The organism is Paenarthrobacter sp. CAP02 (genome assembly GCF_040137855.1).
Taxonomy (GTDB): Bacteria; Actinomycetota; Actinomycetes; order Actinomycetales; family Micrococcaceae; genus Arthrobacter.
Genome location: NZ_JBEEII010000001.1, coordinates 189,279 through 213,519 on the forward strand (window position 1 = coordinate 189,279; position 24,241 = coordinate 213,519).

General features: G+C 62.6%; 23 protein-coding genes. 7 read left to right on the forward strand and 16 right to left on the reverse strand.

What is annotated here, in order from left to right; translation table 11 throughout:
* From ABHM97_RS00945 to ABHM97_RS00965, 5 genes are all read right to left on the reverse strand, one after another.
* Positions 1 to 1,728, reverse strand: coding sequence for an ABC transporter family substrate-binding protein (locus ABHM97_RS00945; protein ID WP_349469244.1), 1,728 nt, complete (start codon positions 1,726 to 1,728; stop codon positions 1 to 3).
* 78 nt (positions 1,729 to 1,806) lie between these two features.
* Positions 1,807 to 3,960 (reverse strand): dipeptide ABC transporter ATP-binding protein, encoded by a 2,154-nt coding sequence (locus ABHM97_RS00950; protein WP_349469245.1) that lies wholly within the window; start codon positions 3,958 to 3,960, stop codon positions 1,807 to 1,809.
* Positions 3,957 to 4,928: an ABC transporter permease gene (locus ABHM97_RS00955; RefSeq protein WP_235521112.1), complete on the reverse strand. Its 972-nt coding sequence runs from the start codon at positions 4,926 to 4,928 to the stop codon at positions 3,957 to 3,959. The genes ABHM97_RS00950 and ABHM97_RS00955 overlap by 4 nt, the downstream gene beginning before the upstream one ends.
* Positions 4,928 to 5,911, reverse strand: coding sequence for an ABC transporter permease (locus tag ABHM97_RS00960; RefSeq protein WP_349469246.1), 984 nt, complete (start codon positions 5,909 to 5,911; stop codon positions 4,928 to 4,930). The genes ABHM97_RS00955 and ABHM97_RS00960 overlap by 1 nt, the downstream gene beginning before the upstream one ends.
* A 332-nt stretch (positions 5,912 to 6,243) precedes the next feature.
* A complete protein-coding gene (locus ABHM97_RS00965) occupies positions 6,244 to 6,849 on the reverse strand; it encodes a TetR/AcrR family transcriptional regulator (protein WP_235521115.1) in 606 nt (201 codons plus the stop codon).
* Between the two features lie 96 nt (positions 6,850 to 6,945).
* Between ABHM97_RS00965 and ABHM97_RS00970 the strand changes: the two genes are divergently transcribed.
* Both ABHM97_RS00970 and ABHM97_RS00975 read left to right on the forward strand, forming a co-directional pair.
* Complete coding sequence (locus tag ABHM97_RS00970) at positions 6,946 to 7,512, forward strand: NAD(P)H-dependent oxidoreductase (RefSeq protein ID WP_235521117.1); 567 nt, start codon at positions 6,946 to 6,948, stop codon at positions 7,510 to 7,512.
* Between the two features lie 162 nt (positions 7,513 to 7,674).
* A complete protein-coding gene (locus tag ABHM97_RS00975) occupies positions 7,675 to 8,523 on the forward strand; it encodes a GerMN domain-containing protein (RefSeq protein ID WP_349469248.1) in 849 nt (282 codons plus the stop codon).
* Between the two features lie 101 nt (positions 8,524 to 8,624).
* Here the strand turns inward: ABHM97_RS00975 and ABHM97_RS00980 are convergent, their stop codons facing one another.
* From ABHM97_RS00980 to ABHM97_RS00990, 3 genes are all read right to left on the reverse strand, one after another.
* Complete coding sequence (locus ABHM97_RS00980; RefSeq protein ID WP_235521122.1) at positions 8,625 to 9,089, reverse strand: hypothetical protein; 465 nt, start codon at positions 9,087 to 9,089, stop codon at positions 8,625 to 8,627.
* Between the two features lie 55 nt (positions 9,090 to 9,144).
* Positions 9,145 to 10,179, reverse strand: coding sequence for a hypothetical protein (locus ABHM97_RS00985; protein WP_349469249.1), 1,035 nt, complete (start codon positions 10,177 to 10,179; stop codon positions 9,145 to 9,147).
* A 95-nt stretch (positions 10,180 to 10,274) separates the two neighbouring features.
* A complete protein-coding gene (locus tag ABHM97_RS00990) occupies positions 10,275 to 11,123 on the reverse strand; it encodes an isocitrate lyase/PEP mutase family protein (protein WP_235521125.1) in 849 nt (282 codons plus the stop codon).
* 109 nt (positions 11,124 to 11,232) lie between these two features.
* Between ABHM97_RS00990 and ABHM97_RS00995 the strand changes: the two genes are divergently transcribed.
* From ABHM97_RS00995 to ABHM97_RS01005, 3 genes are all read left to right on the forward strand, one after another.
* On the forward strand, positions 11,233 to 12,540 hold the full coding sequence (locus tag ABHM97_RS00995; protein WP_349469250.1) for an aminotransferase-like domain-containing protein: 1,308 nt from the start codon (positions 11,233 to 11,235) through the stop codon (positions 12,538 to 12,540).
* On the forward strand, positions 12,537 to 12,965 hold the full coding sequence (locus tag ABHM97_RS01000) for a universal stress protein (RefSeq protein WP_235521129.1): 429 nt from the start codon (positions 12,537 to 12,539) through the stop codon (positions 12,963 to 12,965). Before ABHM97_RS00995 ends, ABHM97_RS01000 begins: the two co-directional genes overlap by 4 nt.
* Positions 12,966 to 13,136: 171 nt before the next feature.
* On the forward strand, positions 13,137 to 13,448 hold the full coding sequence (locus tag ABHM97_RS01005; RefSeq protein WP_235521227.1) for a hypothetical protein: 312 nt from the start codon (positions 13,137 to 13,139) through the stop codon (positions 13,446 to 13,448).
* Here the strand turns inward: ABHM97_RS01005 and ABHM97_RS01010 are convergent.
* A complete protein-coding gene (locus ABHM97_RS01010; RefSeq protein ID WP_349469251.1) occupies positions 13,445 to 14,914 on the reverse strand; it encodes an APC family permease in 1,470 nt (489 codons plus the stop codon). The two genes, ABHM97_RS01005 and ABHM97_RS01010, sit on opposite strands and share 4 nt — an antisense overlap.
* Positions 14,915 to 15,137: 223 nt before the next feature.
* On the opposite strand from ABHM97_RS01010, the gene ABHM97_RS01015 reads away from it, so the two are divergent.
* A complete protein-coding gene (locus ABHM97_RS01015) occupies positions 15,138 to 16,238 on the forward strand; it encodes an amidohydrolase (RefSeq protein WP_349469252.1) in 1,101 nt (366 codons plus the stop codon).
* On the opposite strand, the gene ABHM97_RS01020 is transcribed toward ABHM97_RS01015, so the two are convergent.
* The 5 genes from ABHM97_RS01020 to ABHM97_RS01040 form a co-directional block, all read right to left on the reverse strand.
* Entirely contained in the window at positions 16,235 to 16,831 is a 597-nt protein-coding gene (locus ABHM97_RS01020; protein ID WP_284986769.1) for a phosphatase PAP2 family protein, read from the reverse strand. The genes ABHM97_RS01015 and ABHM97_RS01020 overlap by 4 nt on opposite strands.
* 79 nt (positions 16,832 to 16,910) lie before the next feature.
* Positions 16,911 to 18,524, reverse strand: coding sequence for a dihydrolipoamide acetyltransferase family protein (locus ABHM97_RS01025; RefSeq protein ID WP_349469254.1), 1,614 nt, complete (start codon positions 18,522 to 18,524; stop codon positions 16,911 to 16,913).
* 54 nt (positions 18,525 to 18,578) lie between these two features.
* Positions 18,579 to 19,559 (reverse strand): alpha-ketoacid dehydrogenase subunit beta, encoded by a 981-nt coding sequence (locus tag ABHM97_RS01030; RefSeq protein ID WP_349469255.1) that lies wholly within the window; start codon positions 19,557 to 19,559, stop codon positions 18,579 to 18,581.
* Positions 19,559 to 20,752 carry a pyruvate dehydrogenase (acetyl-transferring) E1 component subunit alpha gene (pdhA, locus tag ABHM97_RS01035; RefSeq protein WP_349469256.1) on the reverse strand — a complete coding sequence of 398 codons (1,194 nt, stop codon included), beginning with the start codon at positions 20,750 to 20,752 and terminating at the stop codon, positions 19,559 to 19,561. Before pdhA ends, ABHM97_RS01030 begins: the two co-directional genes overlap by 1 nt.
* Before the next feature lie 151 nt (positions 20,753 to 20,903).
* Positions 20,904 to 22,022: a histidinol-phosphate transaminase gene (locus ABHM97_RS01040; protein WP_349469257.1), complete on the reverse strand. Its 1,119-nt coding sequence runs from the start codon at positions 22,020 to 22,022 to the stop codon at positions 20,904 to 20,906.
* Between the two features lie 72 nt (positions 22,023 to 22,094).
* Here ABHM97_RS01040 and ABHM97_RS01045 point away from each other — a divergent pair, with 72 nt between their 5' ends.
* Positions 22,095 to 22,523, forward strand: a complete 429-nt coding sequence (locus tag ABHM97_RS01045; protein ID WP_257370741.1) for a phage holin family protein — start codon at positions 22,095 to 22,097, stop codon at positions 22,521 to 22,523.
* Positions 22,524 to 22,535: 12 nt separating this feature from the next.
* On the opposite strand, the gene ABHM97_RS01050 is transcribed toward ABHM97_RS01045, so the two are convergent.
* Both ABHM97_RS01050 and ABHM97_RS01055 read right to left on the reverse strand, forming a co-directional pair.
* A complete protein-coding gene (locus ABHM97_RS01050) occupies positions 22,536 to 23,885 on the reverse strand; it encodes a hypothetical protein (RefSeq protein WP_349469259.1) in 1,350 nt (449 codons plus the stop codon).
* Complete coding sequence (locus ABHM97_RS01055) at positions 23,885 to 24,196, reverse strand: hypothetical protein (protein WP_349469260.1); 312 nt, start codon at positions 24,194 to 24,196, stop codon at positions 23,885 to 23,887. The genes ABHM97_RS01050 and ABHM97_RS01055 overlap by 1 nt, the downstream gene beginning before the upstream one ends.
* Positions 24,197 to 24,241 lie beyond the last annotated feature (45 nt).

Below are 24,241 nucleotides of genomic sequence, written 5' to 3' on the forward strand. Positions count from 1 at the left end.
CTACTTCTTGGTGCCCTTTTCCCAACCGATGGTGGTCCAGTCCGGAACGTTGGAGTTGCTCTTGAACAGGGCCGGGCCGTAGTTGGCCAGGCCCTTGTGCACGAACTGGATCTCCGGGCCATTCAGCACCGTACCCATGGAGAAGTACTTCTCCATGTGCTTCTTTTCCACGTCCATGGCTGCCTTGTTGCGCTCTTTATCGTCGGCAATGGAGGCCAGGCGCTTGATTTCAGCATCCAGCTCGGCGTCGCCCAGACCGTTCTCGTTCGTGGAGGAATCGTAGAACTGCTTCACACCATCAGTGGCATCCGAACCAACGGTGTACCCGGAAATGGTGACATCGAAGTCGCGGGTACCAATGACCTTGCCGAAGTCGGCGTCGCCGCGCTGGTCAATGGTCACGTCCATGCCGGCAGCCTGGAGCTGCTTCTGCAGGGTTTGTGAAGTTGCAGCGGTAGTGGGGTCATCGCCGAAGTTGGTGATCTTGAAAGCAACAGGAACACCATCCTTCGCCATGATGCCCTTGTCGTTGGCCGTGTAGCCAGCATCGGTCAGGACCTTCTTGGCGGCGTCGGCGCCGGTGTCCTTCACCGGGTAGTTGTCCTGGTAGTACTGGGAGAACGGCATGAGCATCATGGAGCCCGAGCTCTCTTCCGACCAGTTCAAGCCGTTGAAACGGACGTCGCGGATGGCTTTGCGGTCGACGGCGGTGAAGATCGCCTTGCGCACGGCCACGTCAGTCAGCGCGGGCTTCTTGGCGTTGAGGTTCAAGCCGCCGGCGAAGAGGCGCTGGCCGCGGCGGACGTCGGAGTCCTTGGTGCCTTCGAGCTGCTTGTAGCGGCCCAGGGTACGGCCGCTGGTTGCGTCGATTTCGCCGTTCTTGAACGCCGCGATGGTTGCACTCGGTTCCATCTGGCGCCAGATGATCTTGTCCAGGACCGGCTTCTGGCCCCACCACTTGTCATTGGGAACCATGGTGACGGTCTTCGCCGTCGAGTCGTACTTCTCCACCTTGAACGGACCGGCCATCCACTCCGGGTGCATCTCGCCGGCGAAGCCCTTGTTGAAGATGTCGGCGGTGTTGATCGCGGGGTGGATCAGGCCGAAGAACAGGCTTTCCAGGGGGTAGACGGGCTGAGTGGTGGTGACGATGACTTCCTTGTCGTTGGCACCAGCCTTGACGGAATCAACGAAGGCGTAAGCGCCGGCGGTGACGATGTCGATGGACTTGTCCTCGCCTTTGAGCATGTTCCAGGTGTTCTGGAAGGTCTTGACGTCGATCGGCGTACCGTCGTTCCAGGTTGCCTTGTCATTGACCTTGATGGTGATGGTCTGCTTGCCGTCCTTGACTTCGCTCTTGACGTCCTCGCAGAAGTCCTTGTTGGGCGAAGCCTTGCCGTCAAAGTCCAGCTTCCAGCAACCACCGATTCCGCCGCTGCTCATGCCTACCGGATTGACCGGAGTCAGCAGGGCCGACGTGTCTGCGCTGTTGCCCACATTGGAGTTGTTATTGAAGTCTGGGCCGATGCTGCCTGTCGCCAGGGTGACCGTGCCGCCCTGGTCCAGGTCCTTCGTTTCCTTGGCGTTGACGCTGATCAGCTTACTGATGTCACCGCCACTTTCTTCTGCCTTCTGGGAGGCAGGACCCGACGGCGTTCCCCCGCCGCAAGCGGTGAGCATGAGCGCTGCTGCGAGTGCTACGCCACCGATCGTCGTGTACTTCTTCATGGTTTGCCCTTCATGTTTACGACTTGGAATATTTTTGCGAGTTGAGACCAGGGATATATGTCAATGCGTCATGTGTTGTCAGGCATGCACCACCAGCATGTCGGCATCTATTTCTCCGTCCGGGTAGAAGCATGCGAAGTCCTGTGCACCTTCTGAAGCCAGTGGCGGCTCCAGAGTAAGGCACTTCTCCTGCTTCCCTGCGGGAAGCGCGGCGAACACCGGGCAACGTGTAGCGAAGTTACATCCCTTGGGTGCGTCAAGCGGACTGGGCAGGTCGCCTTGCAGGATGATGCGCTCGCGGGTACGTTCCAGGTTCGGGTCCGGAACAGGGATAGCGGACAGGAGCGCCCGTGTGTACGGGTGGCGAGGGTTGTCGAAGACGTCGTCCACGTCCCCGGTCTCCACGATCTTGCCCAGGTACATCACGGCCACACGGTCCGAGATGTGCCGGACCACAGAGAGGTCGTGTGCCACCATGAGGTAGCTCAGGCCCAGTTCGGCACGGAGCTTGTCCAGCAGGTTGATCACGCCAGCCTGAACTGAAACGTCCAAAGCAGAGACCGGCTCGTCCAGGACCACCAACTTGGGATTGACGGCGAGCGCCCGGGCAATGCCGATGCGTTGGCGCTGGCCGCCGGAGAACTGGTTGGGGAAGCGGTTCACGTGATCCGGCTGCAGGCCCACCAGCTTCATGAGCTCCATGATGCGTTTCCTGATGGCGGCCTTGGGCATCCCCAGGTTTTCCAGGGGCTCGGCCAGGACTTCGTAAACAGTGAAGCGCGGATCCAGGGCGCCCGTGGGGTCCTGGAACACCATCTGCATTTCCTTGCGCATGGCCATCTTGGTTTTGTGGTCGGTGGCTACCTTGTTGCTGACGCCTCCAATGACCACCTCGCCCACCTGGTCCGGGTGGAACTCCATGATTTCAAGCAAAGTGGTGGTCTTACCGCAGCCGGACTCGCCCACGATCGAGACGCACTCGCCCTCGCGGATGTCAAAGCTCAGCCCGTCCACGGCCTTGACCGTGCCAATGCGCTTCTTGATGAGTGCACCCTTGAGCAGCGGGAAGTGCTTCTTCACGTCCTTGAGTTCCAGGACCTTTGCGCGCTCAAGGCGCGCGACGCCGTCGAACTTTGAAACGGGCTTGGGCGGTGCCTGGAAGATCTTGTGCGCATCGGCGTCGCCGGAAAGTTCATCGGCCTTAATGCAGGCTGCCTTGTGTCCAAGTGTCTGCCCCTGCACACCCGGTACCGCGAGCAGCTCCGGTTCGCCGTGCAGGCAGGCGTCGCTGACCATCGGGCAGCGGGCCGCGAAAGAGCATCCGATGACGGGCTGCGCCAGGTTGGGCGGCGTCCCTTCGATGGGTACCAGCGATTGCTTGTCCGAGGAGTCCACGCGTGGAACGGCTCCCAGCAGGCCCAAGGTGTAGGGCATTCGCGGGTTGTAGTAGATGTCCTCCACGGTGCCGGTTTCCACGGGCTTGCCCGCGTACATCACCATGATGTCGTCGGCCATGCCCGCTACGACGCCGAGGTCGTGCGTGATCATGACGACGGCGGCGCCGGTCTCCTCTTGCGCGGTGTGCAGGACTTCGAGCACCTGCGCCTGGATGGTGACGTCCAACGCCGTCGTGGGTTCATCGGCGATGAGGACGCGGGGGTCGTTGGCAATCGCGATGGCAATCATGACGCGCTGGCGCATGCCGCCGGAAAACTCGTGCGGGAACGCCTTTAGCCGGTCCTTCGGGCTGGGGATGCCCACCATCCGCAAGAGGTCGACGGCGCGGGCTTCTTTTGCCTGCTTGCTCATGGTGGGGTTGTGGACCGTGAGCGCCTCGATGATCTGGTGGCCCACCGTGTAGACGGGGGTCAGCGAGGACAGCGGGTCCTGGAAGACCATGGCGATGTCGCTGCCGCGGTGCTTGCACATGGCCTTATCGCTCAGGCCCAGCAGTTCCTTGCCCTTGTAACGGACGGAACCGGTGATGTCCGCGGTTTCGGGGAGGAGCCCCATGATGGCCATGGACGTGACGGACTTGCCGGAGCCGGACTCACCCACGATGCCAAGGGTTTTGCCGGGCATGAGGTCGAAGTCCACGCCGCGTACCGCGTGGACCACCCCGTTCTCCGAGTTGAAGCGGACGTTGAGGTCGCGGACGCTGAGGACGGCGTCACCCGGAGCGTACAGTCCGGCATCGCGGAGGCGTTCGGCGGGAGTGGTGTTGGTGCTCATTTGGTGATCTTCTTCGCAGTCTGGGGCTTGGTCCGCTTCGCCCGGCCGACGGAACTGGAGCTGGGATCGAAAGCGTCACGGAGTCCGTCGTTCATCATGGCCAGCGAGCCTGTCAGCAGGAACATGACGGTCAACGGAACCCAGAACATCCAGGGGAACGACGAGACCTGGCCCGTGGCCTGGCCGATCAGGACACCGAGGCTGACGTCAGGAAGCTTGATGCCGATACCGATGAACGAAAACGCCACTTCGGCCAGGATCGCACCCGTGATGCCGCGGGTGAAGTCGAGCACCAGCAGCGAGCCGATGTTCGGAACCAGGTGGCGCCACACGATGCGGCGGGAGGGGACGCCCATGTACTTGGCGGCCTTGACGTAGTCGCGTTGCATGAGCGACATGGACAGCGAGCGCACCAGGCGGGCTGTGCCCATCCAGCTGAAGAAGAGCAGGACGATGACCAGCAGGAGCCAGCTGGGGAGGTTCTTGAGTCCTCCGCTGCCACTGGTCGCCACGGCAACCACCAGGATGGCGGGCATCATGATGAGCGCTTCCAGGATGAACAGCATGGTGGCATCGACCTTGCCGCCGAAGAACGCCATGGTGCATCCGTACACGGCGGAGATCAGGACGGAAAGGCCGCCAACAATCAGGCCAATGAGGATGGAGGTCCTGGTGCCATCAACGATCAGCGCCATGAGGTCGATGCCGGCCTGCGTCGTGCCGAGCAGGTGGTCCGGGGACGGCGGCATCCCGATGTTGAACGGATCCAGGGTTTCCTTGTCCCACGGGGTCAGGAACCCGCCAAAAATGGAAAACAGGAACAGTGCCAGGAAGATGAACAAACCTGCGACGGCGGTCCGGTTCCGCATGAACCGGCGGAAGATGATGCGGGATTTCCCAATGACGACGTCCTGGTCGGCAACCCGGGACTCGTCGATTTCCGCGATGGGATCGATGATGTTCGTCATTACTGGACCCTCACTCGTGGATCAACCAGCGTTGTGGCGAAGTCGGCCAGGATAGCCCCGATCGCGAAGATCACCGAGCCGTAAGCCAACGTGGCTGTGGCTACGTTCACGTCCTGCAGACCGATCGACTGGATGCTCCATAAACCAATGCCGGGCCAGGCGAAGATGGCTTCGGCGAAGAAGCCTCCGGTGAAGATCGCCGGGATGGTGAACGCGATGCTCTGCGCCACGGGAATGAAGGAGACACGCAGGGCGTGGCGGGTGATGGCCTGGTTACGGGTGAGGCCTTTGGCGCGGGCGGTGCGGACGAAGTCGGCGTTGACGTTGTCCAGCAGGTATTGCCGCTGGGCGATCTGGTAGCCGGCCCAACCGAAGATGGTCATCGCGAAGGTGGGCACGGCGTAGTGGGCCACAAGGTCAACGAAAGCGGGCCAACCGGGGTCGATTCCCGGCGTCGAAATTCCCGTCACGAAGAAGATGCGCTGCCCGACGGACTCATTGATGCTGATGGCGCCGAGCTGGACCAGGAAGTAGGCGATGGGCGCCGGAAGAATGTGGACCAGGTAGCTGTAGGACGTGATGACGCGGTCCTGGAACTTGTACTGGCGTGCTGCGGAGTAGACGCCAAGTGCGACGCCGATGATCAGCGTCAGGATGATCGAGGCAATGAAGAGCCGGGTGGAAACCAGCACGCGATCCGCGAATTCGGCGTTGACATATGCGCCGTTCGGGCTGCGTCCCCAGTCCCACTTGGTGACGATGCCGCCAAGCCATTCGACGTAGCGTTCCCACGCATTCTTGTCGGGGTCAAGGCCGAGGCCCCTGAAGGATGCTGCCACCTGTTCGGGGGTGGGCCGCGGAATCTTTTCCTGCTCAAGGACCGCCGGTTTGAGCGACGAGACGGCCAGGAAGTAGCCGGCGCTTGTGGTCAGGAAGATCATGATCAGGTAGATTCCCGACCGCTTCATCAGATATTTCAGCATGTCGGGTTGCTGCCCCGAATCGTGGCAAAACTCAAAGCTCGTCCTTCCGCGGTTCCCGGCTGTGGCCGGCGTCAGCTACGAATTGGCGTAGTGGTTTGTTGAGCCCCCACACCCCTTCAGTGATCACCAGCCATGTATGGCATGCGTCACATTCAAGAGGAAACTACCACAATAACTGCTTCACGTTTTGCTTCGGCGGGGCCAGTTTCCCGCCTGCTGCCAGATTGTTATGTACAGGCTGCGTCACGAATTGGACCGTTAGTGTTTCTTTGCGGCGCCGCGATGCCGGCTACAAGGCAGGGCGCTTTAGGCGGGGCGCTTAGGCAGGGCGCTTAGGCAGGTCGCATCAAGCGGGCCACGACATCGCGCCACGAATCGGTGAGCCGCTTGGGGGAAATGCCACGCACCCGTACGTCGTCGACAATCCGCTCAGGATCCAAGGCGTAGGTCAGGGACATGGCCATGACCCAGGGGTCGGCGATACCGGCCTCGCGCAGCAGGACCTCCATATGCCGATGCGAGAGCTTCGTCGCGGGGACGTCGAACCTGTTCCGGGTGGCAGCACCAGCCGCCTTCAGAAGTTCGCCGTTTTCGAGAACGAAGTAGATGCGGCCCTCACCGAATGCCGTCAGTCGCTCCGCTGGCGAGGCACCGGGGCCCAAAGGGGGCGGCCCGAACATGAAAGCGCGCTGGAAGTCGGACTCCGCATCGCTCAGCAGGGTCATCATGAGGCCCGCACGACTGCCGAAGCGGCGGAAGACCGTCCCCTTGCCCACCTTCGCCTTGCACGCCAGGGCATCCATGGTTAATGCCTCAGCTCCGAACTCGTCCACCAACTCGCGTGCAGCACAGAGAAGCCGCTCACGGTTCCGCGCGGCATCGCTGCGCTCATGCGGTGAACCGAGAGGCAGGTCCGGCTGCAGGGGGACGAAGCTCACAAGAAATATTCTAGACCCGGGAATAGAAAGCGGACTGCGGTCCGTTTAGTATCGATGAAGGCACCAACGCTTACATCGCTTCCCAAAGGAGACACCATGTCCAAGAGCACCGTTCTTACCCTCGTCGGCAGCCTCCGCGCCGATTCCCACAACAAGAAGCTCGCGGAGGCCATCCAGCTGAACGCACCGGAGAACGTGGACGTCCAGATCCACGACTCCCTGGGCAACATCCCCTTCTACAACGAAGACATCGACGTCGAAGGCCAGGTCCCGGCCGAGGCCGCCGCCCTGCGCGCAGCAGCAGCCGACGCCGACACCATCCTGCTGGTCACCCCCGAGCACAACGGCACCGTTCCCGCTTCCCTGAAGAACGCCATTGACTGGCTGTCCCGCCCGTTCGGCGCCGGTGCCCTCTCCGGCAAGCCGACCGCCGTCGTCGGAACCGCTTTTGGCCAGTACGGTGGCGTGTGGGCGCAGGACGAGGCCCGCAAGGCTGTCGGCATCGCCGGCGCCAAGGTCCTCGAAGACGTCAAGCTCGCCGTGCCGGGTTCCATGATCCGCTTCGCCGAACTCCACCCCAAGGACGACGCCGAGATCGTTGAGCAGATCAAGGGCATCTTCGAGCCCCTGACAGCTGCCCAGGACGAAGAAGCAGCCGCCTAGTCTTTCCGCTTTCAATGCCCCCGTGCCGCAGCCTGTGGCGTGGGGGCATTTGCGTACCTGGCCACCTGCCCACGACCCGGCAGGCGTGATCAACTCTTGTCCGAACCGTCACCGTTACGGCATGTTGCGGTGCGGCCTACGGCCCTAACGTTGGATGTACAGGTGGACGGACAGGAGCGCGGGGCTGTCATGCATGCCGGACGGGGACTCAAAGGTACGACGACGATCGCCGCTGCCTGCGTGGCGTTGGCCCTGTGGGTGGCTGGCTGCACGACGGGTCCTGGCACCCTCCCTCGGCAAAGCGCCGAGCCGCTGCCCACAGTTTCCGTGACGCCGCCTCCCCGGCCAGCCAGTCCTGTGGCCCCTGCCTCGCCGGGCCCGTCATTTTCGTCGGTGCCCGCCATGCCGTCAGTTGCCATCCCATCAGCCTCGCTAGCTCCGGCCCGCCCGGTCACCGCCACTCCCCCATCACCCACTCCCGCCGTCAGCACTCCCGCGGCGGCCGCGTCCGGACCGGGCTCCGCCGTCGCGCCTTCGACCGACCCAGCCACACCGATGCCGGTCCCCCTCCCCTCGAACCGCGCCGCCCGGGTGCCGGACGACGTCGACGCTGCGGGTCCCGCGGTCTACTACGTTGCAATAAACGACGGCGGCGCCCGCGGCGTGCGGTTCGGCTGCAACGACAGCCTGGTTCCGGTGCGTGGAGCAACCACCCCCGGCGACCCGCTGTCCGTGACGCTGGGACGGCTGCTTGAAGGGGGCCTGCCTGTGGACGGTGACGCAGCCTTGTACGACGCACTCGCTGGCTCATCGCTGCATTTCCTGTCCGGCTATATGAGCGGCTCAACCGTCGTGGTGAACCTCAGCGGATCTCTGCGGCCCGGAGGTGTCTGCGACGTGCCCCGCATCCAGGCGCAGCTGACACACACCGCCGTCGCGGCCAGCGGGGCTTCGCGGGCTGAGATCTATGTGAACGGCAGGACACTCACGGAGGCGCTGAGCGTGCGCTAGCCAGAATCTGCGCTGAGCCGTTCCTGGACCGCTATCACGTCGCTGCCCGGCGACGGATTCGCGGACTGGCGACGGATTCGCGGGCCGACTAGGTGGGCCCGCTAAGCAGTGGCGATTGCCAACACCCGGCGGAGTGCCCATGCCACCCGCAGAAGGGCCAGGACCGAGGCAAACGCCAGGACGAACACCACCGCTTCCGGAATCCACAGCCCGGTGGGCCCATCACCCTCAAGGACGACGGTGACCAGCGCACCAACCACCAACAGGCCCAGTCCGGGAATGGCAAAAAGGAACACTTCGCCAATCTGGCGACGATGAAGGGGTGAGAGCCTCTCGAGGGGCAGCTCCCGTTGCCCCGGGGCGGACTTCTTGCCGAGTACGTTGATCAGCATGGAAACACTGGTGAGCGTCAGGCCCGCCGTCGCACCCGCCAAGGTGGCCAGGGTTTGGAACAGCGCCCGGCGCGCACCGGCGTCGACATCTTCCAGCATCAGCGGGTGAGCCGCGATCAGGGCTACGCCCAACCACAGTGACACCGCCACGGCCGCCCAGAGATAGTCGGCCATGGGATGCAAGAGAAACCATCGCCAAGCGGTTCGTCGAGGGCCGGATGACTCCACCTCAACCCCGAACAAGCTCATGGCCGGCACCGCCCGCCTCTTCCTCGACGTCCGGGCTTTCGGCGTCGGCGAGGGCAGCGCGCATCGCGGACATGCCCCCACTGACAAGGTCAGGCACGATGCCCGCATCTGGCGGCCCTTTGAGGTCAGGCAACGTCCTTGCGAAAAACGCTTCGTTGTCCCGTGCCTGCTTGTTGAGGATGGCAATGGCTTCCGCCACCGACTTTTGGGGATCGTTGAAGACATCCGGGTCCACCTCGACATGCGAGATGAACCTTTCCTTCAAGAGGTCCACCACTTCCCGGTCTCCTGTCAGCGAATCCTTGCCCTCAGCCACCACATAATCGAAGTGCTCCACTGATCCAGCCCTGCGGAAGAGGTCAATTAGTTGCTGAATGCGGTCGCGGATCCTCTGCTTGTCCTCGGCCTTGCCTGACCTGCCAACGCTCAGGGAAATCCGGAACGTGCCCTCATTCATGAGGCGCGAGGCACTGTCCAGCACGTCAGCCCATTCACCTTCCATGAGCCTTCCGGACAACCGCTCAGCGGGAAGCGCGAACTCGAACCGGCTCACCTCCAGCCGGGCAAGGATTTCCTCGATATCCTCCCTGACCACCGGAACAAGGCCGGGTTCCAGCCCCAGCATGCCCTCCAGGTACTCGGCCATCCGGGACGCCCTTGGACCGTTGCCACTGGTCAGGACCGCGATGACATTCCGTTTGAGGAATGCGAAATATGTGGTCTCCAAAAGGTGGTCGCCAGGTGCCAGGGGAAGCGGTTTGCGGCGCCCCAGGAAGTCACCCACGCTTGGCAGGTTGGTGTCGCGGACCCGGTCCAGGAGCATGACGGGATGGGGTGCCATCGACGCCGTCTGGGCAAGCAACACCGTGCCATCCACGCTGGTGAAGTGCCTGTCCGTCCCGGCATCCTGGGCATTCTTCAAGACCTCGGCAACCCGCCGGGCGGGAAACGGCCGGTTGAGCTCGTCACCATTAAGTTGCTCGATCCGCCAGAACTGCACGCTGCGTCGCGCCATGGACCCTCCCCTCGTCCTCTACGGAACCAAAGCTACCGGCGAGGACCGACATTAAAGCCAGGGGCCGCCGTCGTGCCCCAACTGCCATACCGGAATTACAGGCTGTACTTGGGGCCCTCCGCGAACAACGCGTCCATTTGCTCGTGGCTGCGCGTCCCTGCCAGGCCGGCCCAGTTTCCGTCGCCCAGAATTTCCGTGGCGACCCTGGCCACCTTGGCGTACGCAGCCTTGGCGGTGTTACCGCCAATACTGACGCGGCGGACGCCGGCGTCGTGCAATTCCAAAGGCGACGGCGCCCCAACCCCTGCCAGCGCGTTGAGTGGCGCCGGAATCCGGCTGGACAGCTGGTGGAGGACGTGCAGATCCACGACGCCGGGGACGAAAATTCCGTCCGCCCCGGCGGTCAGGTAGGTCTCGGCGCGGCGCAGGGTTTCCTCGTAGGCGGCCTCGTTGAAACGCCCCGAAAGGTACGTGTCAGTGCGGGCATTGATGAACAAAGGGATGGCGCGGTCGTCCGCCGTTGCGCGGATCAAGGCGATGCGGCGGGACTGCTCGTTGATATCGGTCAGGGGCTCGTCACCGGAGTCTTCGATATTGATGCCCACGGCACCGGCATCCAAAACAGCGTGGACCGTTGCCCGGAGCTCGTCATCGGTACGTCCATAGCCTGTCTCTATATCCGCCGTCACGGGCAGCGTGGTGGCTGCAACCACGCGGCCGAGGGCTGCCATCGCCAGCCCCCACGGCACATGGTCGCCGTCCCGATATCCCAAACTCCAGGAGACTGCCGAGCTTGAGGTAGCAATGGCCGCGGCACCGGCTTCCTGGACCACGCGGGCGGAAGCCGCGTCCCACACATTCACCAACACCAAGGGCGCACGGCCTGCGTCGTGGAGCTTGTGGAAGTGTTCGGCCTTAGTCACGGATGCCCGATGTGCTGTCATAACTACATTCCAGCCCCTCGCGTCCGCGGCGTAAAGCGCGACCGTCAAAATGGATGGTAAGCGAAACAAATGTTGCCTAATTAGCAACCTCGAGGAGTATCCTTTCACTGTGACCCACGAAACATTGGATGCCGGCGCAACACTGCCCGCTGAAGCCATCGACGCCATTGAGCGGGCCGCCACGGCCGCCCACCCGCACGAGGAACTGTTCTCCGCGCGGGCCGCCAACATTAAGCAGTCCGCAGTCCGCGATGTCTTCGACATATCGATGAGGCCCGGGCTTGTGTCCCTAGCAGGCGGCAACCCGTACCTGCAGTCGCTGCCCTTGGAGCAGCTTGGACAGACCGCAGCCCGCATCATCGCAGAAGAAGGCATGACCGCCCTGCAGTACGGTGGCGGCCAGGGTACCGAGGAACTGCGCGCGCAAATCTGCGAGATCATGGCAGCTGAAGGCATCACTGATGCACTACCCGAGAATGTGGTAATCACCGCGGGCTCCCAGTCCGCACAGGACGTCGCCACCAAGGTCTTCTGCAACCCCGGCGATGTCGTCCTGGTTGAGAACCCCACCTACGTTGGCGCGCTGAACACGTTCGAGGCGTACCAGGTGCAGGTGGAACCGATCGAAATGGACGACGACGGCCTGGTGCCGGAGCTTCTGGAGGCCAGGATCGCGGCGCTCCAGGCAGAGGGCAAGAACATCAAGTTCCTCTACACGATCCCCAACTTCAACAACCCCTCCGGGATCACGCTGGCAGAAGCACGCAGGCAGCGCATCGTCGATATATGCCGCAGTTCGAATATTATCGTTCTTGAGGACAACCCCTATGGACTGCTGCGGTTCGACGGCCATCCGATTGCGCCGATGCGTGCATCCAACCCCGACGACGTCATCTATTTGGGCTCATTCTCCAAGATCTTCGCCCCGGGCCTGCGTATCGGTTGGGCGCTGGTACCCGCGCACCTCCAACGCCGCTTCTACCTTGCCTCCGAGGCTGTAACACTCTGCCCACCGCCGTTGAACCAGATGCTCGTCTCGGCCTACCTCCGGGACTACGACTGGAAAGGCCAAATCGACACGTACCGGTCGTTGTACGCAGAACGCTGCGAGGCCCTGCTGTCGGCGCTGGACACCTACATGCCGTCCGGACTCTCATGGACGCGGCCCGACGGCGGGTTCTTCGTTTGGGTCACCCTGCCCGAAGGCGTGGACACCTACCCACTGCTGGGCAAAGCGATCGACGCCGGCGTTGTCTTCATCCCCGGCGCAGCCTTCTCACCCGCCGACGGACCCTCCAACAAGCTTCGGCTCGCCTTTAGTGCCGTGCCCCCGGATACGATAGCCGAAGGCGTCCGCCGCCTGGCCCCCGTCCTGGCGGAAGCCATCGAAGCCACCACTGAAGGAGCAGCACAATGACCGGAGTTGTGATTGTAGGAGTAGACGGCAGCGAAACGGCAATGAGGGCGGCCCAGGCAGCCCAGCAATTGGCCATCGGCTTGGGGGCGAGCCTGCGCGTCGTGAGCGCCTTCGACAGCAACCGGACAGAAGTTGTGGAGATCGGCACCGACAGGTGGATCGTTTCCGACGCCGCCGAAGCTGAGGCTGTAGCCCGCGACGTAGCAGAGCGGCTCAAGGACGAACGCCTTGAAGTGACCTATTCAGCCGCGCGCGGCAAGCCGGGCGAGGCACTCGTCAAGGAAGCCGAGATGCAGGACGCCCGGCTGATCGTCGTCGGAAACCGTCGCATGCAGGGCTTGGGCCGGGTGCTGGGCAGCGTCGCCAACACTGTCGCCCACACGGCGCCCTGCGATGTCTACATCGCCAAGACTGACCAGCCGTAAGCGAGCTGGATCACGCCGCCGGGTGGGGAGCCTCACCCGGCGTTTGGCGTCTTTTCGGCCTGGCTGCTGACTGAACCGTTATAAAATCGAGATGCCCCCAATGGCGCGTGCCACCTTCACTTCTCGATTTTCAGGGGATTTTTCTTGCTTACCTTGCAGCCGCGCCAACGCGTGGGACATGACATCCTGCTTGCCCGCCACGGCAACAACATCAGCACAATGCGCTTCGACCGCGCCAACGACCGCATCATCGCGATGCTGGACGACGGCTCCTGGGACAGCGCGCCCAACATGATCTCCCCGAGCCTGGAAATGCCGGAGACCATTCGCAGCGTTTTCCGCAAGGACTGGCGCTTCCTGTCTGTGGCATGCGTGGCTATGCTCACCGTCGCCGCCGTCGCCATGGGCATCAGCGTGGAAATGGCGAACCACATGTCCACTACGGAACTCCAGGCCCTGCTGGTCAACTACCCGGCGTTCTAGCGGATTCCCGCGCCCTCGGCCGACTGCGACGGCGTGCTGCCGCTTGTTTCGTCGCTGCCGGGAGTCGCGTCGCCGCCGGTGGCGGCGTGGCTCGTGACGGCGTGACTGGTGACGGCGTCGTCGAAGTCCAGCGCCAGCTGATTCCCGGCCTTGCTGCGGCGAAGCACCAGCACAACCACTCCCACGGCAAGCCAGGCCGCGCCCAGCAGATAAGTGAACCAGGCAAGCGATGTCCACAGCCAGGCAATGGAGGCGAACCCCAGCAGCGGCAGCACCAAATTCCGCAGGATCCCCACGCCTCCCCGCTTCCGCAGGTCAAAGAACAGCACCTTGATGGTTGCCAGGTTCACCACTGCGAAAGCAATCAGTGCCCCGAAGTTGATCATGAACACGGCCTGCTCCAACGTGATGAAGAGGGCAACCAGCGAGACGGCCGAAACCGCCAAAGCAGCAACATACGGAGTGCGGAAACGCGGCTGGAGCCGGGCAAGGACGGAGGGCAGGATCCCGTCCCTTCCCATGGCATAGATGACCCTGCTGACGCTCATCTGGGCCGCAGTTCCACACAGGACCAGGCCGCCGAGATTCACCACCACGAACACCACCATCAGCACATCTCCGCCGGCAGCCTGCATGAGTTCCGTCCCCGCGGCATCCAGGTTCTGAATCGTCCGCCACTCCGGTGCGATAAGGCTGCCGGCCACGGAAAACAGGGTGTAGCCCAGGCCAGCGAAGAGCGTGGAGAGGATGATGCCCCGAGGAATATCCCTTTTGGGGTTCCGGGCTTCCTCAGACAAAGTGGACACGCCATCGAAGCCGAGGAAGGCAAAAGCCACAATTGCGGCTGCCGCCATAACCGGCGCTATCCCGCCGTCGCCAAGGCTAAGGGGGCGAACCACGCTTTCCAGCGATAGCTTCGGCGCGTTCAGGATCGCCAGGACAACGAAGACCAGGATCACCGCAACGGACGCGGACACCACCACGAAGTTCATCCTCTTGATCCAGCCGACTCCGATCACGCTGAAGACGCCCACCGCCAGAAGGCAGAGCAGAACGGCGAGCTGAGGGGGGATGCCGGGCAAAAGGCTGTTGAGGTAGAGGCCGAAGAGCAGGAAATTCACCATGGGCAGGAACAGGTAATCCAGCATCATCGCCCAACCCACCAAGAACCCCACAGGGTGGCCAAACGCCCGCGAAGCGTACGCGTACGCCCCTCCGGTGACGGGGACGTGACGGGCCATCTGGCCGTAACTATGGGCAGTGAACAACATGGCAACCAACGCCGCGAGGTACGCTGCGGGCAAGTGCCCGTCGCTGATCTCGGTTCCGGCCCCGTAAACCGCCACGACCGACAGTATCCCCATGGACGTCAGGCCAAAGGCCACCAACGATGGCAGCCCAAGGACACGCTTGAGCGTCGGTCCCCCGGAGGACCCTCCCGCTGCAGGCTTAGGTTTGGTGTTCATGGCGCTCTCCTCGATGCGATCCGCGTCACATAAATGAATGTTGTTCATTAGAGTAGGCGCCCAGTCTCAACTTGTACAGATTTTGGTATGCCAAATATTGCAGAGAGAGCGAAGATACGAGCAGCCGAAGCTATCCGGCGCGGAACGTCGCTATTGTTGATTGCCAACATGTTCCATTGGCAAACTTTCGGTATACCATAATGGATTCAACGATAGGAGACCCATGCGCACACCTTCCCCCGAGCCGGAGTTCCATACCCATCCCGCCGGCGGCGCCCTCCTGACCACGCCGGGCTTTGTCGACGCACACATTCACCCCGACAAAACGACCTGGGGCTCGGGCTGGTTATCCCGTCAACCGGCGAACGATCTGGCAACCCTGATCCGCAATGACCTGCAAGCACAGCTTGCTGCCGGGGACAGCGTGGAGGAACGCGCCTTCGCCTTGATGCGGCAAGCTGTCCTCAACGGGACAATGGCCATGCGGGCTCACGTTGACGTCGGTTCGCAGATTGGCCTGAAGAACATCCATGGCGTCAGGGCAGCAGCGGACCGGCTGTCGTCAGTCCTGGATGTACAGATCGTCGCGTTCCCTCAGTTCGGTTTGCTGAGCAATCCCGGCACTGTGGAACTCATGGAGGCTTCGCTGGGAGAAGGGGCCGACGTAGTAGGCGGCATCGACCCGGAATCACTGGACGGCGACGTCCACGGTCATCTGGATGCTGTCTTCGGCCTGGCGGGAAGGCACAGCAGGGACGTGGACATCCACCTGCACGACACAGGAGCTGAAGGTTTGGCCCAGCTGCGGCTCATTGCACAGCGGACCATGACGGAGGGCATGCAGGGTCGAGTAACGGTGGGGCACGCCTTTGCCCTCTGCGACAGCAACCAGCCGGAGCTCGGGGCTACCTTGGATGTGATGGCTGAGGCCGGGATGTGGATGGCGACGTGCGCCCTCGGGGCCGACCCCGTGCCTGTCCTTGATGTGCTGGAGCACCATGGCGTCAGGGTTGCGCTCGGGTCGGACGGAGTACGGGATGCGTGGTCACCGTTTGGCACGGGCAGCATGGTGGACCGGATGCATCTGCTGGGCTACCGGACAGGAGCCTTGACCGACTCCGATTTGGAGCGGTGCTTCCGGATTGCCACCACGTCCGGGGCGGAGCTGTTGGATACGCCTGCCATCAAGGAATTTGCCGGAACCGGATCCGCAGACCGACTCGAGTTCCCTGCAGAATCCATCCCCGAATTGGTTGTTGACCGGCCTTCTCCGCTGGCCGTCATCAGGAACGGCAAGGCGGTGACCCGGGAGTCGGTCGACTAGAGCATCAACCCACGCAACAGCCACCACAGGCCGGCAATAACAACGGCACCAAACAGAGAACCCACAACGACCTGCGCCAACGTGTGCGCACGCAATACCAAACGGGACCATCCCACTGCCGGTACCAGCAGGAGAAGCGGCAGCCACGCTGGTCCGAACATCAGGATGGCGATAACGACCGCGGCCGACAAGGCTGAGGCGTGCCCGCTCATCTTCCAAAAAGCGCTGACCACCGCCAAAACTGCGATGCCGCCGATCAGTGAAATGATCATCACGGAAACACTGGCCGGACCGTTCAGGAGCTGGAGCACTACCAGTCCCGCAACGACCGATACCAGGGCCATCAGCAGCAGGGCAGGCCGTTGTCGCCGGTCGCTGACGTGGTGATCAGTAATCCGGCCCAGCTTGACCATCACCAGAACATAGGCCAGCGGCAGGACACACACGAAGAAAGCCCCGAGCAGGCCAAACCATATGGTCCCGGGGAAGCCGGGCTCCACCGCTGGACTGATCAGCAGAAGTACCAGGACAACGACCGGGGGCTGGAAGACCTCCGTCAGCACCCGTGCCACGGTCCGCCACGGTCCCGCCACCAGCTGGGGATGAACGTGGTCGGGCTCGCCGCCAGTGGTCGTGGCCGTGCGGGTAGCCGTTTCAGGCACACTGTTCCGATCAGTCAAGCAGCAGCGCCGGTTCTTCCAGGATGGCGGCGACATCTGCCATGAAACGGGCCGACAGATCGCCGTCCACCACCCGGTGGTCGAAGGAACCGCCAAGCGTCGTGATCCAGCGCGGAATCACTTCGCCGTCCAGGACCCATGGCTTCTGCTTGATGGTTCCGAACGCGATGATTGCCACTTCGCCCGGATTGATGATCGGAGTGCCGGTATCAATGCCCAGGGCGCCGATGTTGGTGACCGTCAGGCTTCCGCCCTGCATCTCCGCCGGTTGCGTCTTTCCCGCACGCGCCTTGGTGGCCAACTCGTTCAGCGCCAGCGCCAGCTCCTTGAGGGAGAGGTCCTGTGCATCCTTGATGTTGGGAACCATGAGCCCACGCGGCGTCGCAGCAGCGATGCCGAGGTTCATGAAGTGCTTGACATGGATCTCAGCACCGCCCTTGCCGTCAGCGTTCTCCACCCACGTGGCATTCACGCTGGGATTGCGCGCGGCGGCCCAGATGACAGCCTTGGCCAGGATGAGCAGCGGAGACACCTTGATGCCTTCAAAGTCGCGCGAAACCTTGAGCCTCTTGACGAACTCCATGGTGCGGCTGGCATCCACATCCACGAAAATGCTCACGTGGGGTGCCGAGAACGCTGAATCCACCATGGCTTTGGCGGTGGCCTTGCGCACGCCCTTGACCGCCACACGTTCTATGCGCTGGTCCTGCGGTTTCTTCGATGCGCCCCAGAAGGAATCGGCCTGATCGTGCTCGGCATCGCGTTGCGCCTGGTAGCTCACCAGGTCCTCGCGGGTCACTTCTCCACGTTGTCCGGTTGCGACGACATCAGCGAGGTCAATGCCCAGGTCACGGGCGAACTTACGGACAGGCGGCTTCGCCAGAACCCTGCTGACCAAGCCGCTGATGGTTCCGCCGATGGCCGCACCCCGTGAGGCGGCGGGCTGGGAAACGGCCGGTTGGGAGGCAGGCGTCTGCGGCGCCGAAGCTGCCGGCACCTGGGTGACAGGTTCGACGACGGCGCGTACCGGCGTCGTGCGGTGCGCGACCGGTGCTTCGGCTGCTTTGGCGGCCAGCAGCGCCTGGTTGTCCTGGACGGTGCCTTCCGCGTTCTCGGCAACCGTTACGGTCGGAACCACGGACCCTGCCGGGCGTTTGCGCGCACGACGTTTGACGGCGTCGGCCTTGGGCCCGGACCCTACCAACGGACCGCTCGCCAGCCCTGAGTCAGAACTGTCGTCCGCAACAAGCTTTCCGTACGTGGGCGTGAAAACTTCCTCGGCGGCCGGGGCCTGGGCAACTGCTACCGCATCGGTCGGCTGCCCCTGGGGCGCAGCTCCGTCAGGGGTGGCGTCATCCGTTGCACCGCCTTCCGAGACAGCGATGATCGCAGTCCCGACCTCCACCGTGACGCCTTCCTCCACCAGCAACTCAGTGACGGTACCGGCGAAGGGCGAAGGGAGTTCCACCAAGGACTTGGCGGTTTCGATCTCGCACAGGACATCGTTGATCGCAACGGTGTCGCCGGGCTTGACCTTCCAAGCCACGACCTCGGCCTCGGTCAGGCCTTCACCGACGTCCGGCAGGTTGAATTTCTTTACAGTCACAGTGGTCCTCGATTTCCGGTTACCCAGCGGCGAGCCGGGCTGGATCAGGGCGGTTTAGTAAGCCAGGGAGCGGTCGAGCGCTTCGAGGATCTTGTCGATGTCCGGCAAGTAATCCTCTTCCACCTTGGCAACGGGATACGGCATGTGGAATCCGCCGACCCGGATCACCGGCGCTTCGAGGTGCAGGAAGGCCCGTTCGCCGATCCGCGCAGCGATCTCCCCGCCGATGCCTCCGAAGGTGGGCGCTTCGTGGGCAACAATCAGGCGCCCGGTCTTCTTGACCGAAGCTTCCACAGTGTCAAAGTCCAGGGGCGAAATGGAACGCAGATCGATAACTTCCACGCTTCGACTGTCCTCCAAGGCAGCGTTGGCAGCTGCGAGGGCAACGGGAACCAACGGTCCGTAGGCCACGATCGTGGCGTCGGTTCCCTCGCGAACCACGTGCGCTTTGAAGGGATCCTCGGACAGGCCGGCGTTCTCCACGTCCACCTCGCCCTTGAGCCAGTAGCGGCGCTTGGGTTCGAAGAAGATCACCGGGTCCTGGCATTCGATGGCTTTTTGGATCATCCAGTAAGCGTCGTGGGCGTTGGAAGGCGAAATGATCCGCAGACCGGCGGTGTGGGCGAACAGTGCCTCCGGAGACTCGGAGTGGTGTTCAATCGAGCCGATGCCGCCGCCGTACGGAATGCGGATAACGACGGGAACGGTGAGCTTGCCCAAGCTGCGGGAATGGATCTTGGCCAGCTGGGTGGTGATCTGGTTGAAGGCCGGATAAACGAACCCGTCAAACTGGATCTCGCAGACCGGGGAGTAGCCGCGGAGCGCCAAGCCGATGGCGGTGCCGACGATGCCGGACTCGGCCAGGGGGGTATCCAGGACACGATCATCGCCGAATTCCTTGATGAGACCGTCGGTCACTCGGTAGACGCCGCCCAAGTGCCCGATGTCCTCGCCCATCAGAAGCGATTTCGGATTCTTCGTCAGCGACGCACGGAGGCCCTCGTTGATGGCCTTCGCAATGGTCATGGTAGCCATCAGTTAGCTGTCTCCTCATCGCTTTCGAAGCCTGCCGAGTATTCCTCGAACCAGGCAAGTTCTTCCGCAATCAGCGGGTGCTGCTCCGCATAGACGTTGGCAAAGGCTTCACGGATGTCCGGTACTTCCAGGCCGTGGGTGGTGCTGCGGACGTACTTGGCCAGCTCGTCGCCGTCGGCGTCCACTTGGTCAAAGAATGCTTCGTCCGCGAGGCCCTCGGCACGCAGGTACTTCTCCAGGCGCTCCAGCGGATCCTTCTCGCGCCAGGCCGCTTCTTCCGCGGATTCCCGGTACTTGGTGGGGTCGTCGGCGGTGGTGTGCGCTCCCACCCGGTAGGTGTAGGCCTCGATCAGCACGGGGCCGCGTCCTTCGCGGGCGTGCTCGAGCGCCCATTCGGTGACGGCATGGACTGCGATGACGTCGTTGCCGTCCACACGGATGCCAGGGAAGCCGTATCCCTTGGCGCGGTTGGCCAGGGGCACCTTGGTCTGGACCTCAGTGGGCACGGAGATGGCCCAGTGGTTGTTCTGACAGAAGAAGACCACGGGAGCGTTGTAGGACGCAGCAAAGACCATGGACTCGTGGACATCGCCCTCGGAACTGGCACCGTCTCCAAAGTAGGCAATCACGGCAGCCTTGGAATCGGTGGAGTCCTGCTTAGCTGCAAGCTTCTGGTCCCGCTGGATACCCATGGCGTACCCCACTGCATGGAGGGTTTGCGCGGCCAAGACCAGGGTATAGAGGTGGAAGTTGTTCTCTCGCGGATCCCAGCCACCGTTCGAAACACCCCGGAATTGCTTAAGCAGTTCGGCAAGATCCACGTTTCGGACCAGCGCAACGCCGTGCTCGCGGTAGGTCGGGAAGATGTAATCCTGCGACTGGCTTGCGTGGCCGGACCCAATCTGCGCGGCTTCCTGCCCCGTCAGTGGAACCCACAGGGCAAGTTCGCCCTGGCGCTGAAGTGCGGTGGCTTCCTGGTCGAAACGCCGGATTCTGGCCATGTCCGTGTAGAAAACGCGAAGTTTCTCAGGATCAATTCGCTTGGCGTAGTCGGAGAAAACCGGATCAGTGCCGAGCTTTCCGTCGGGCCCGAGCAACTGAACCATTTCGACTGGTTCGCCTGGCGCGGCCGCTGCCGCGGTGGTTGCCGCGAGAGTTTCTTCCGTCCCGGGGGGCAGTTGTGTCGAGCCCATTCCGTCTCCTTGCTTGCCGTTGGCGGGGCGCCAGGCAATGTCTGTCGCTGGGATATATGCCCGTTCCGGAATGCATTCCGGAACGGGCATACTTTTGGCTTTCGTCCCTTACTTTATCCGCAGTAAGTAACGGAGGCGCATTTGTTAACCGCTAGGAACCGTGCGGCGCCTTTGTATAACTCGCACAGAGATTCAGGAATCGGGTATTGGCCTCAACCTCGCCAATGCTTACCCGGACTCCTTCATTGGCGAAGGCTCGGACCGACAGTGCCTGTTCCGCCGCCAACGCCGCAAAATCAGCACTATTTTCGCCGAGATTCAACCAAACGAAGTTGCCTTGGGCTTCAGGGACGAACCAGCCCAATTCCTTCAGCCCGGCAGAAACGCGGTCGCGCTCCTCCACAAGGCTTTGTACCCTTTCCACAACCTGGTCGAAATGCTCGATCGACGTCACGGCTGCGCGCTCCGCAATTTGCGAAACAGCGAAGGGAGTCGCGGTAACCCTGAGGTGCTGGGTCAGCGACGGACCTGAAACGCTGTATCCCACACGCAATCCAGCTAAACCGTGCGCTTTGGAGAAGGTCCTCAGCACTACGACGTTCGGGTATTTCCGGTACAGCTTGATTCCGTCCACCGCATCACCGTTGCGGACGAACTCCTGGTAGGCCTCATCGATCACCACCACCACGTTTGAGGGAACGGATTGGATGAAGCGCTCCGTTTCCGCTGCGGTGAGGATCGGCCCAGTGGGGTTGTTCGGAGTGCAAAGCAGGATGACTTTTGTGCGCACTGTAACCGCCGAAGCCATGGTGTCGAGATCGTGCCGACCATCTGCCAGCAACGGTATCTGGACACTGGCGGCGCCGGCGAGACCTACGCAAATGGGGTAGGCCTCAAAGGAACGCCACGCGTAGATGACTTCATCCGGCTTCCCGTCGTCGTTTTGTCCGGCAAAGGTGGCGAGGATCTGGTTCAGCGCGCCAAGGCTGCCCGCACCCGTAACAACATCGTCAGCGGGGACGTCAAGGAATCCGGCCAGGGCGTTACGGAGCTTTGTGGCCAGCGGATCCGGGTAGCGGTTAATATCGGACTGGTCGGCGATGGCCTGCAACACTGCAGGAATCGGCGGCAGCGGGTTTTCGTTGGACGACAATTTGTAGCTGGTGAGGCCCTCAATCGGGGCTGGTGGTTTACCTGCCGCGTATTTAGGGAGCCTGTCTACGACCGGACGAGGGATTACGCCCTCCGGTGCGTTGTCAGTAGTAGTCATGGCCTCAAGCCTACTTGCCCAACCGCGGGAGATGCCGAGCCCTTTAACAGGTCCGTGTGAAAGCATGGGGCCATGGGTTCATTCATTATTCGCGTCCTGATCAACGGGCTCGCCCTCTGGGTAGCCACGTGGTTGTTGGATGGCATGGACATCACCACCAACGCCACCGAGAAGGCTGCCACGAACGCGGGACTGACCCAAGGGGCAGACACAGCAGGCATCGTCCTGGCGTATTTGTTCATCGGACTGATTTTCGGTGTGGTGAACGCCTTTGTCCGGCCCCTGGTGAGGCTGCTGTCCCTCCCGGTGACCATCCTGACACTTGGCCTGTTCACCATCGTCATCAATGCCGCGATGCTGTACCTGACGGCTTGGCTTAGCAGCTTCACCCCAGTACACCTCACCCTTGACTCCTTCTTCTGGACCGCCATTCTGGCCTCAATCATCATCAGCATCATTTCCATGGTGGCCGGGCTCATCCCTGGAGCCCGGAAACGCTAAATACAGGCCGACCTACCGTGCCCCGGCCGCCGTTTTCGCCTCCCGGACCGTTGGTGGCGCGTCCGGGTTTGTGTCCGATGACGGTAACGGCAGGGGCGCCCTTGTCAGTTTGTAGCGGGTGACCTTGGCTGCTCCGCCGGCCCCTACGACGCTGGCGAATACCGCGGTGGACGCCATCAGGGATGCGTCATGGCTTGCACCCACCAAGTCCGCACCTTCCGCGTAGTACTCCTGGTTGTGCCCTGGCCCGAGTCCTAGCCCTTCCCCCTCGGGCGTCCTGACCTCGTTGTTGAGCGTTACAGTGACCCTGTCCTTCGTGTCCGGATTCATCCGGCCGTCAGTGCCGGGAACCCAGTCCTGGGCATGTTCCAAATGCAGAGAACTGATTCCAGGTTCAGTTGTGATCCCCCCGACGGGTGCTCCGGCCGTCAGCACGTACTTGAGGTCGAATTCACTGAGGAACGCCTTGTTCTGGCCGAGGTTCATGGCATGGATCCCTCCTTGGCTATGCCCCACGGCGACGACCTGGTCTCCAGTCCCGGCACCAGCTTCGTGGAGTGCTTGGCTTACGGCCGGGATGATCGCTTCAGAGTCGTAACCCAGCCCTTCCCCGATTCCCTGCATATCGAAAGGGTTGGTGGCCGCGGAATCGGGTTGGGTGCCGGGAATCAGGACCATCCATGTTGTCTGGCCATTGTTCCCAAGGCGGATGATCTCGATCTCGCCGTCTCCCCGGGCATGGAGCTGCTCCAGCCGGCGGAGGCTCGCCCCCATGGTCGGCTCCACGTTCTCCACAGTTTCGGTGGTTCTTTCCACGCTCACAGGCCTCGGGCGCATGTCAGGACCGAACGGCGACTCAAGGACATTCCGCACAGCCCCACGCGTTCCAAGCCAAAACGGCACAATGGCTGATGCGAGATCGCTCGTCATTTCCCGGCCCGGGGGCCAGGGCGGGCTGGACAAACGCATCTCCTCAATGCTGAGGATCCGCGGAAGCGCGGCCTTGGCTTCCGCCTCGACATAGTCCCGGTGGCTCGCCCGCACATCGGAACTGACGTCCACCAGTTCCTGGCGCACTCGCCCCACGTCCTTTCGGCTATCGGCCACCGCATTGATGGCCTCGCAGCCGGAACCATAGGAGTCGTAGAGGAAGGGCTCCAAATCATCCTGGACACGACGCGTCTCCTCCTCGATCCGAAGAAGTTGTTGTACCAAATCATCAAGCTGGCTGGCGCCCCTCAGCAGTTCCTCCAGTTGGAACGACACCCCACCTACACCGCCCCTGATGGCGAGGGGTCCGTCGGGAGCAGGCGGCACGGGCCTCGGAGCTTCATCGGCACCCACCGGAGCTGCGTCGGACATCAAGGACCCCTTTCGCCCGAGACGGACACGTTCTGCGAGTGCCGGAGAACCAGGGCCGCCGCGGAATCCAACGACTCCCGGGCGCGCATGAGCGCAGACGCGTGCACCGCAATAGTGGTCCGGTAGGCGCGTCCGGCCGGGGACAGCCAGTGGTCCAGCTGCGCGCGTCGCAGTGTTGCCAGGACAGCATCTGCTTGGTCAACGCAAGCCTTGATTCGCCATGCGAGCCTCTGGACTTCATGGCTACGGGACGCGCATTCCAGGGAATCGAAAACCGGCGGGTTGGCTGCAGGCATCAAGCCGACGCTCATGTCCTTGTTCTCCCTTGATTGGTTGGGCTGATCGGTTGGTACGAC

Bases quoted from the DNA above. Each gene is read 5' to 3' on its own strand.
- ABHM97_RS01055 (WP_349469260.1), bottom strand. From the start codon at position 24,196: ATGAGCGTCGGCTTGATGCCTGCAGCCAACCCGCCGGTTTTCGATTCC.
- pdhA (WP_349469256.1), bottom strand. From the start codon at position 20,752: ATGGGCTCGACACAACTGCCCCCCGGGACGGAAGAAACTCTCGCGGCA.
- ABHM97_RS01015 (WP_349469252.1), top strand. From the start codon at position 15,138: ATGCGCACACCTTCCCCCGAGCCGGAGTTCCATACCCATCCCGCCGGC.
- ABHM97_RS00990 (WP_235521125.1), bottom strand. From the start codon at position 11,123: ATGACAGCACATCGGGCATCCGTGACTAAGGCCGAACACTTCCACAAG.
- ABHM97_RS00950 (WP_349469245.1), bottom strand. From the start codon at position 3,960: ATGAGCACCAACACCACTCCCGCCGAACGCCTCCGCGATGCCGGACTG.
- ABHM97_RS01010 (WP_349469251.1), bottom strand. From the start codon at position 14,914: ATGAACACCAAACCTAAGCCTGCAGCGGGAGGGTCCTCCGGGGGACCG.
- ABHM97_RS01050 (WP_349469259.1), bottom strand. From the start codon at position 23,885: ATGTCCGACGCAGCTCCGGTGGGTGCCGATGAAGCTCCGAGGCCCGTG.
- ABHM97_RS01040 (WP_349469257.1), bottom strand. From the start codon at position 22,022: ATGACTACTACTGACAACGCACCGGAGGGCGTAATCCCTCGTCCGGTC.
- ABHM97_RS00970 (WP_235521117.1), top strand. From the start codon at position 6,946: ATGTCCAAGAGCACCGTTCTTACCCTCGTCGGCAGCCTCCGCGCCGAT.
- ABHM97_RS01030 (WP_349469255.1), bottom strand. From the start codon at position 19,559: ATGGCTACCATGACCATTGCGAAGGCCATCAACGAGGGCCTCCGTGCG.
- ABHM97_RS00955 (WP_235521112.1), bottom strand. From the start codon at position 4,928: ATGACGAACATCATCGATCCCATCGCGGAAATCGACGAGTCCCGGGTT.
- ABHM97_RS01000 (WP_235521129.1), top strand. From the start codon at position 12,537: ATGACCGGAGTTGTGATTGTAGGAGTAGACGGCAGCGAAACGGCAATG.
- ABHM97_RS01045 (WP_257370741.1), top strand. From the start codon at position 22,095: ATGGGTTCATTCATTATTCGCGTCCTGATCAACGGGCTCGCCCTCTGG.
- ABHM97_RS00960 (WP_349469246.1), bottom strand. From the start codon at position 5,911: ATGCTGAAATATCTGATGAAGCGGTCGGGAATCTACCTGATCATGATC.
- ABHM97_RS00980 (WP_235521122.1), bottom strand. From the start codon at position 9,089: ATGGCCGACTATCTCTGGGCGGCCGTGGCGGTGTCACTGTGGTTGGGC.
- ABHM97_RS00985 (WP_349469249.1), bottom strand. From the start codon at position 10,179: ATGGCGCGACGCAGCGTGCAGTTCTGGCGGATCGAGCAACTTAATGGT.
- ABHM97_RS00945 (WP_349469244.1), bottom strand. From the start codon at position 1,728: ATGAAGAAGTACACGACGATCGGTGGCGTAGCACTCGCAGCAGCGCTC.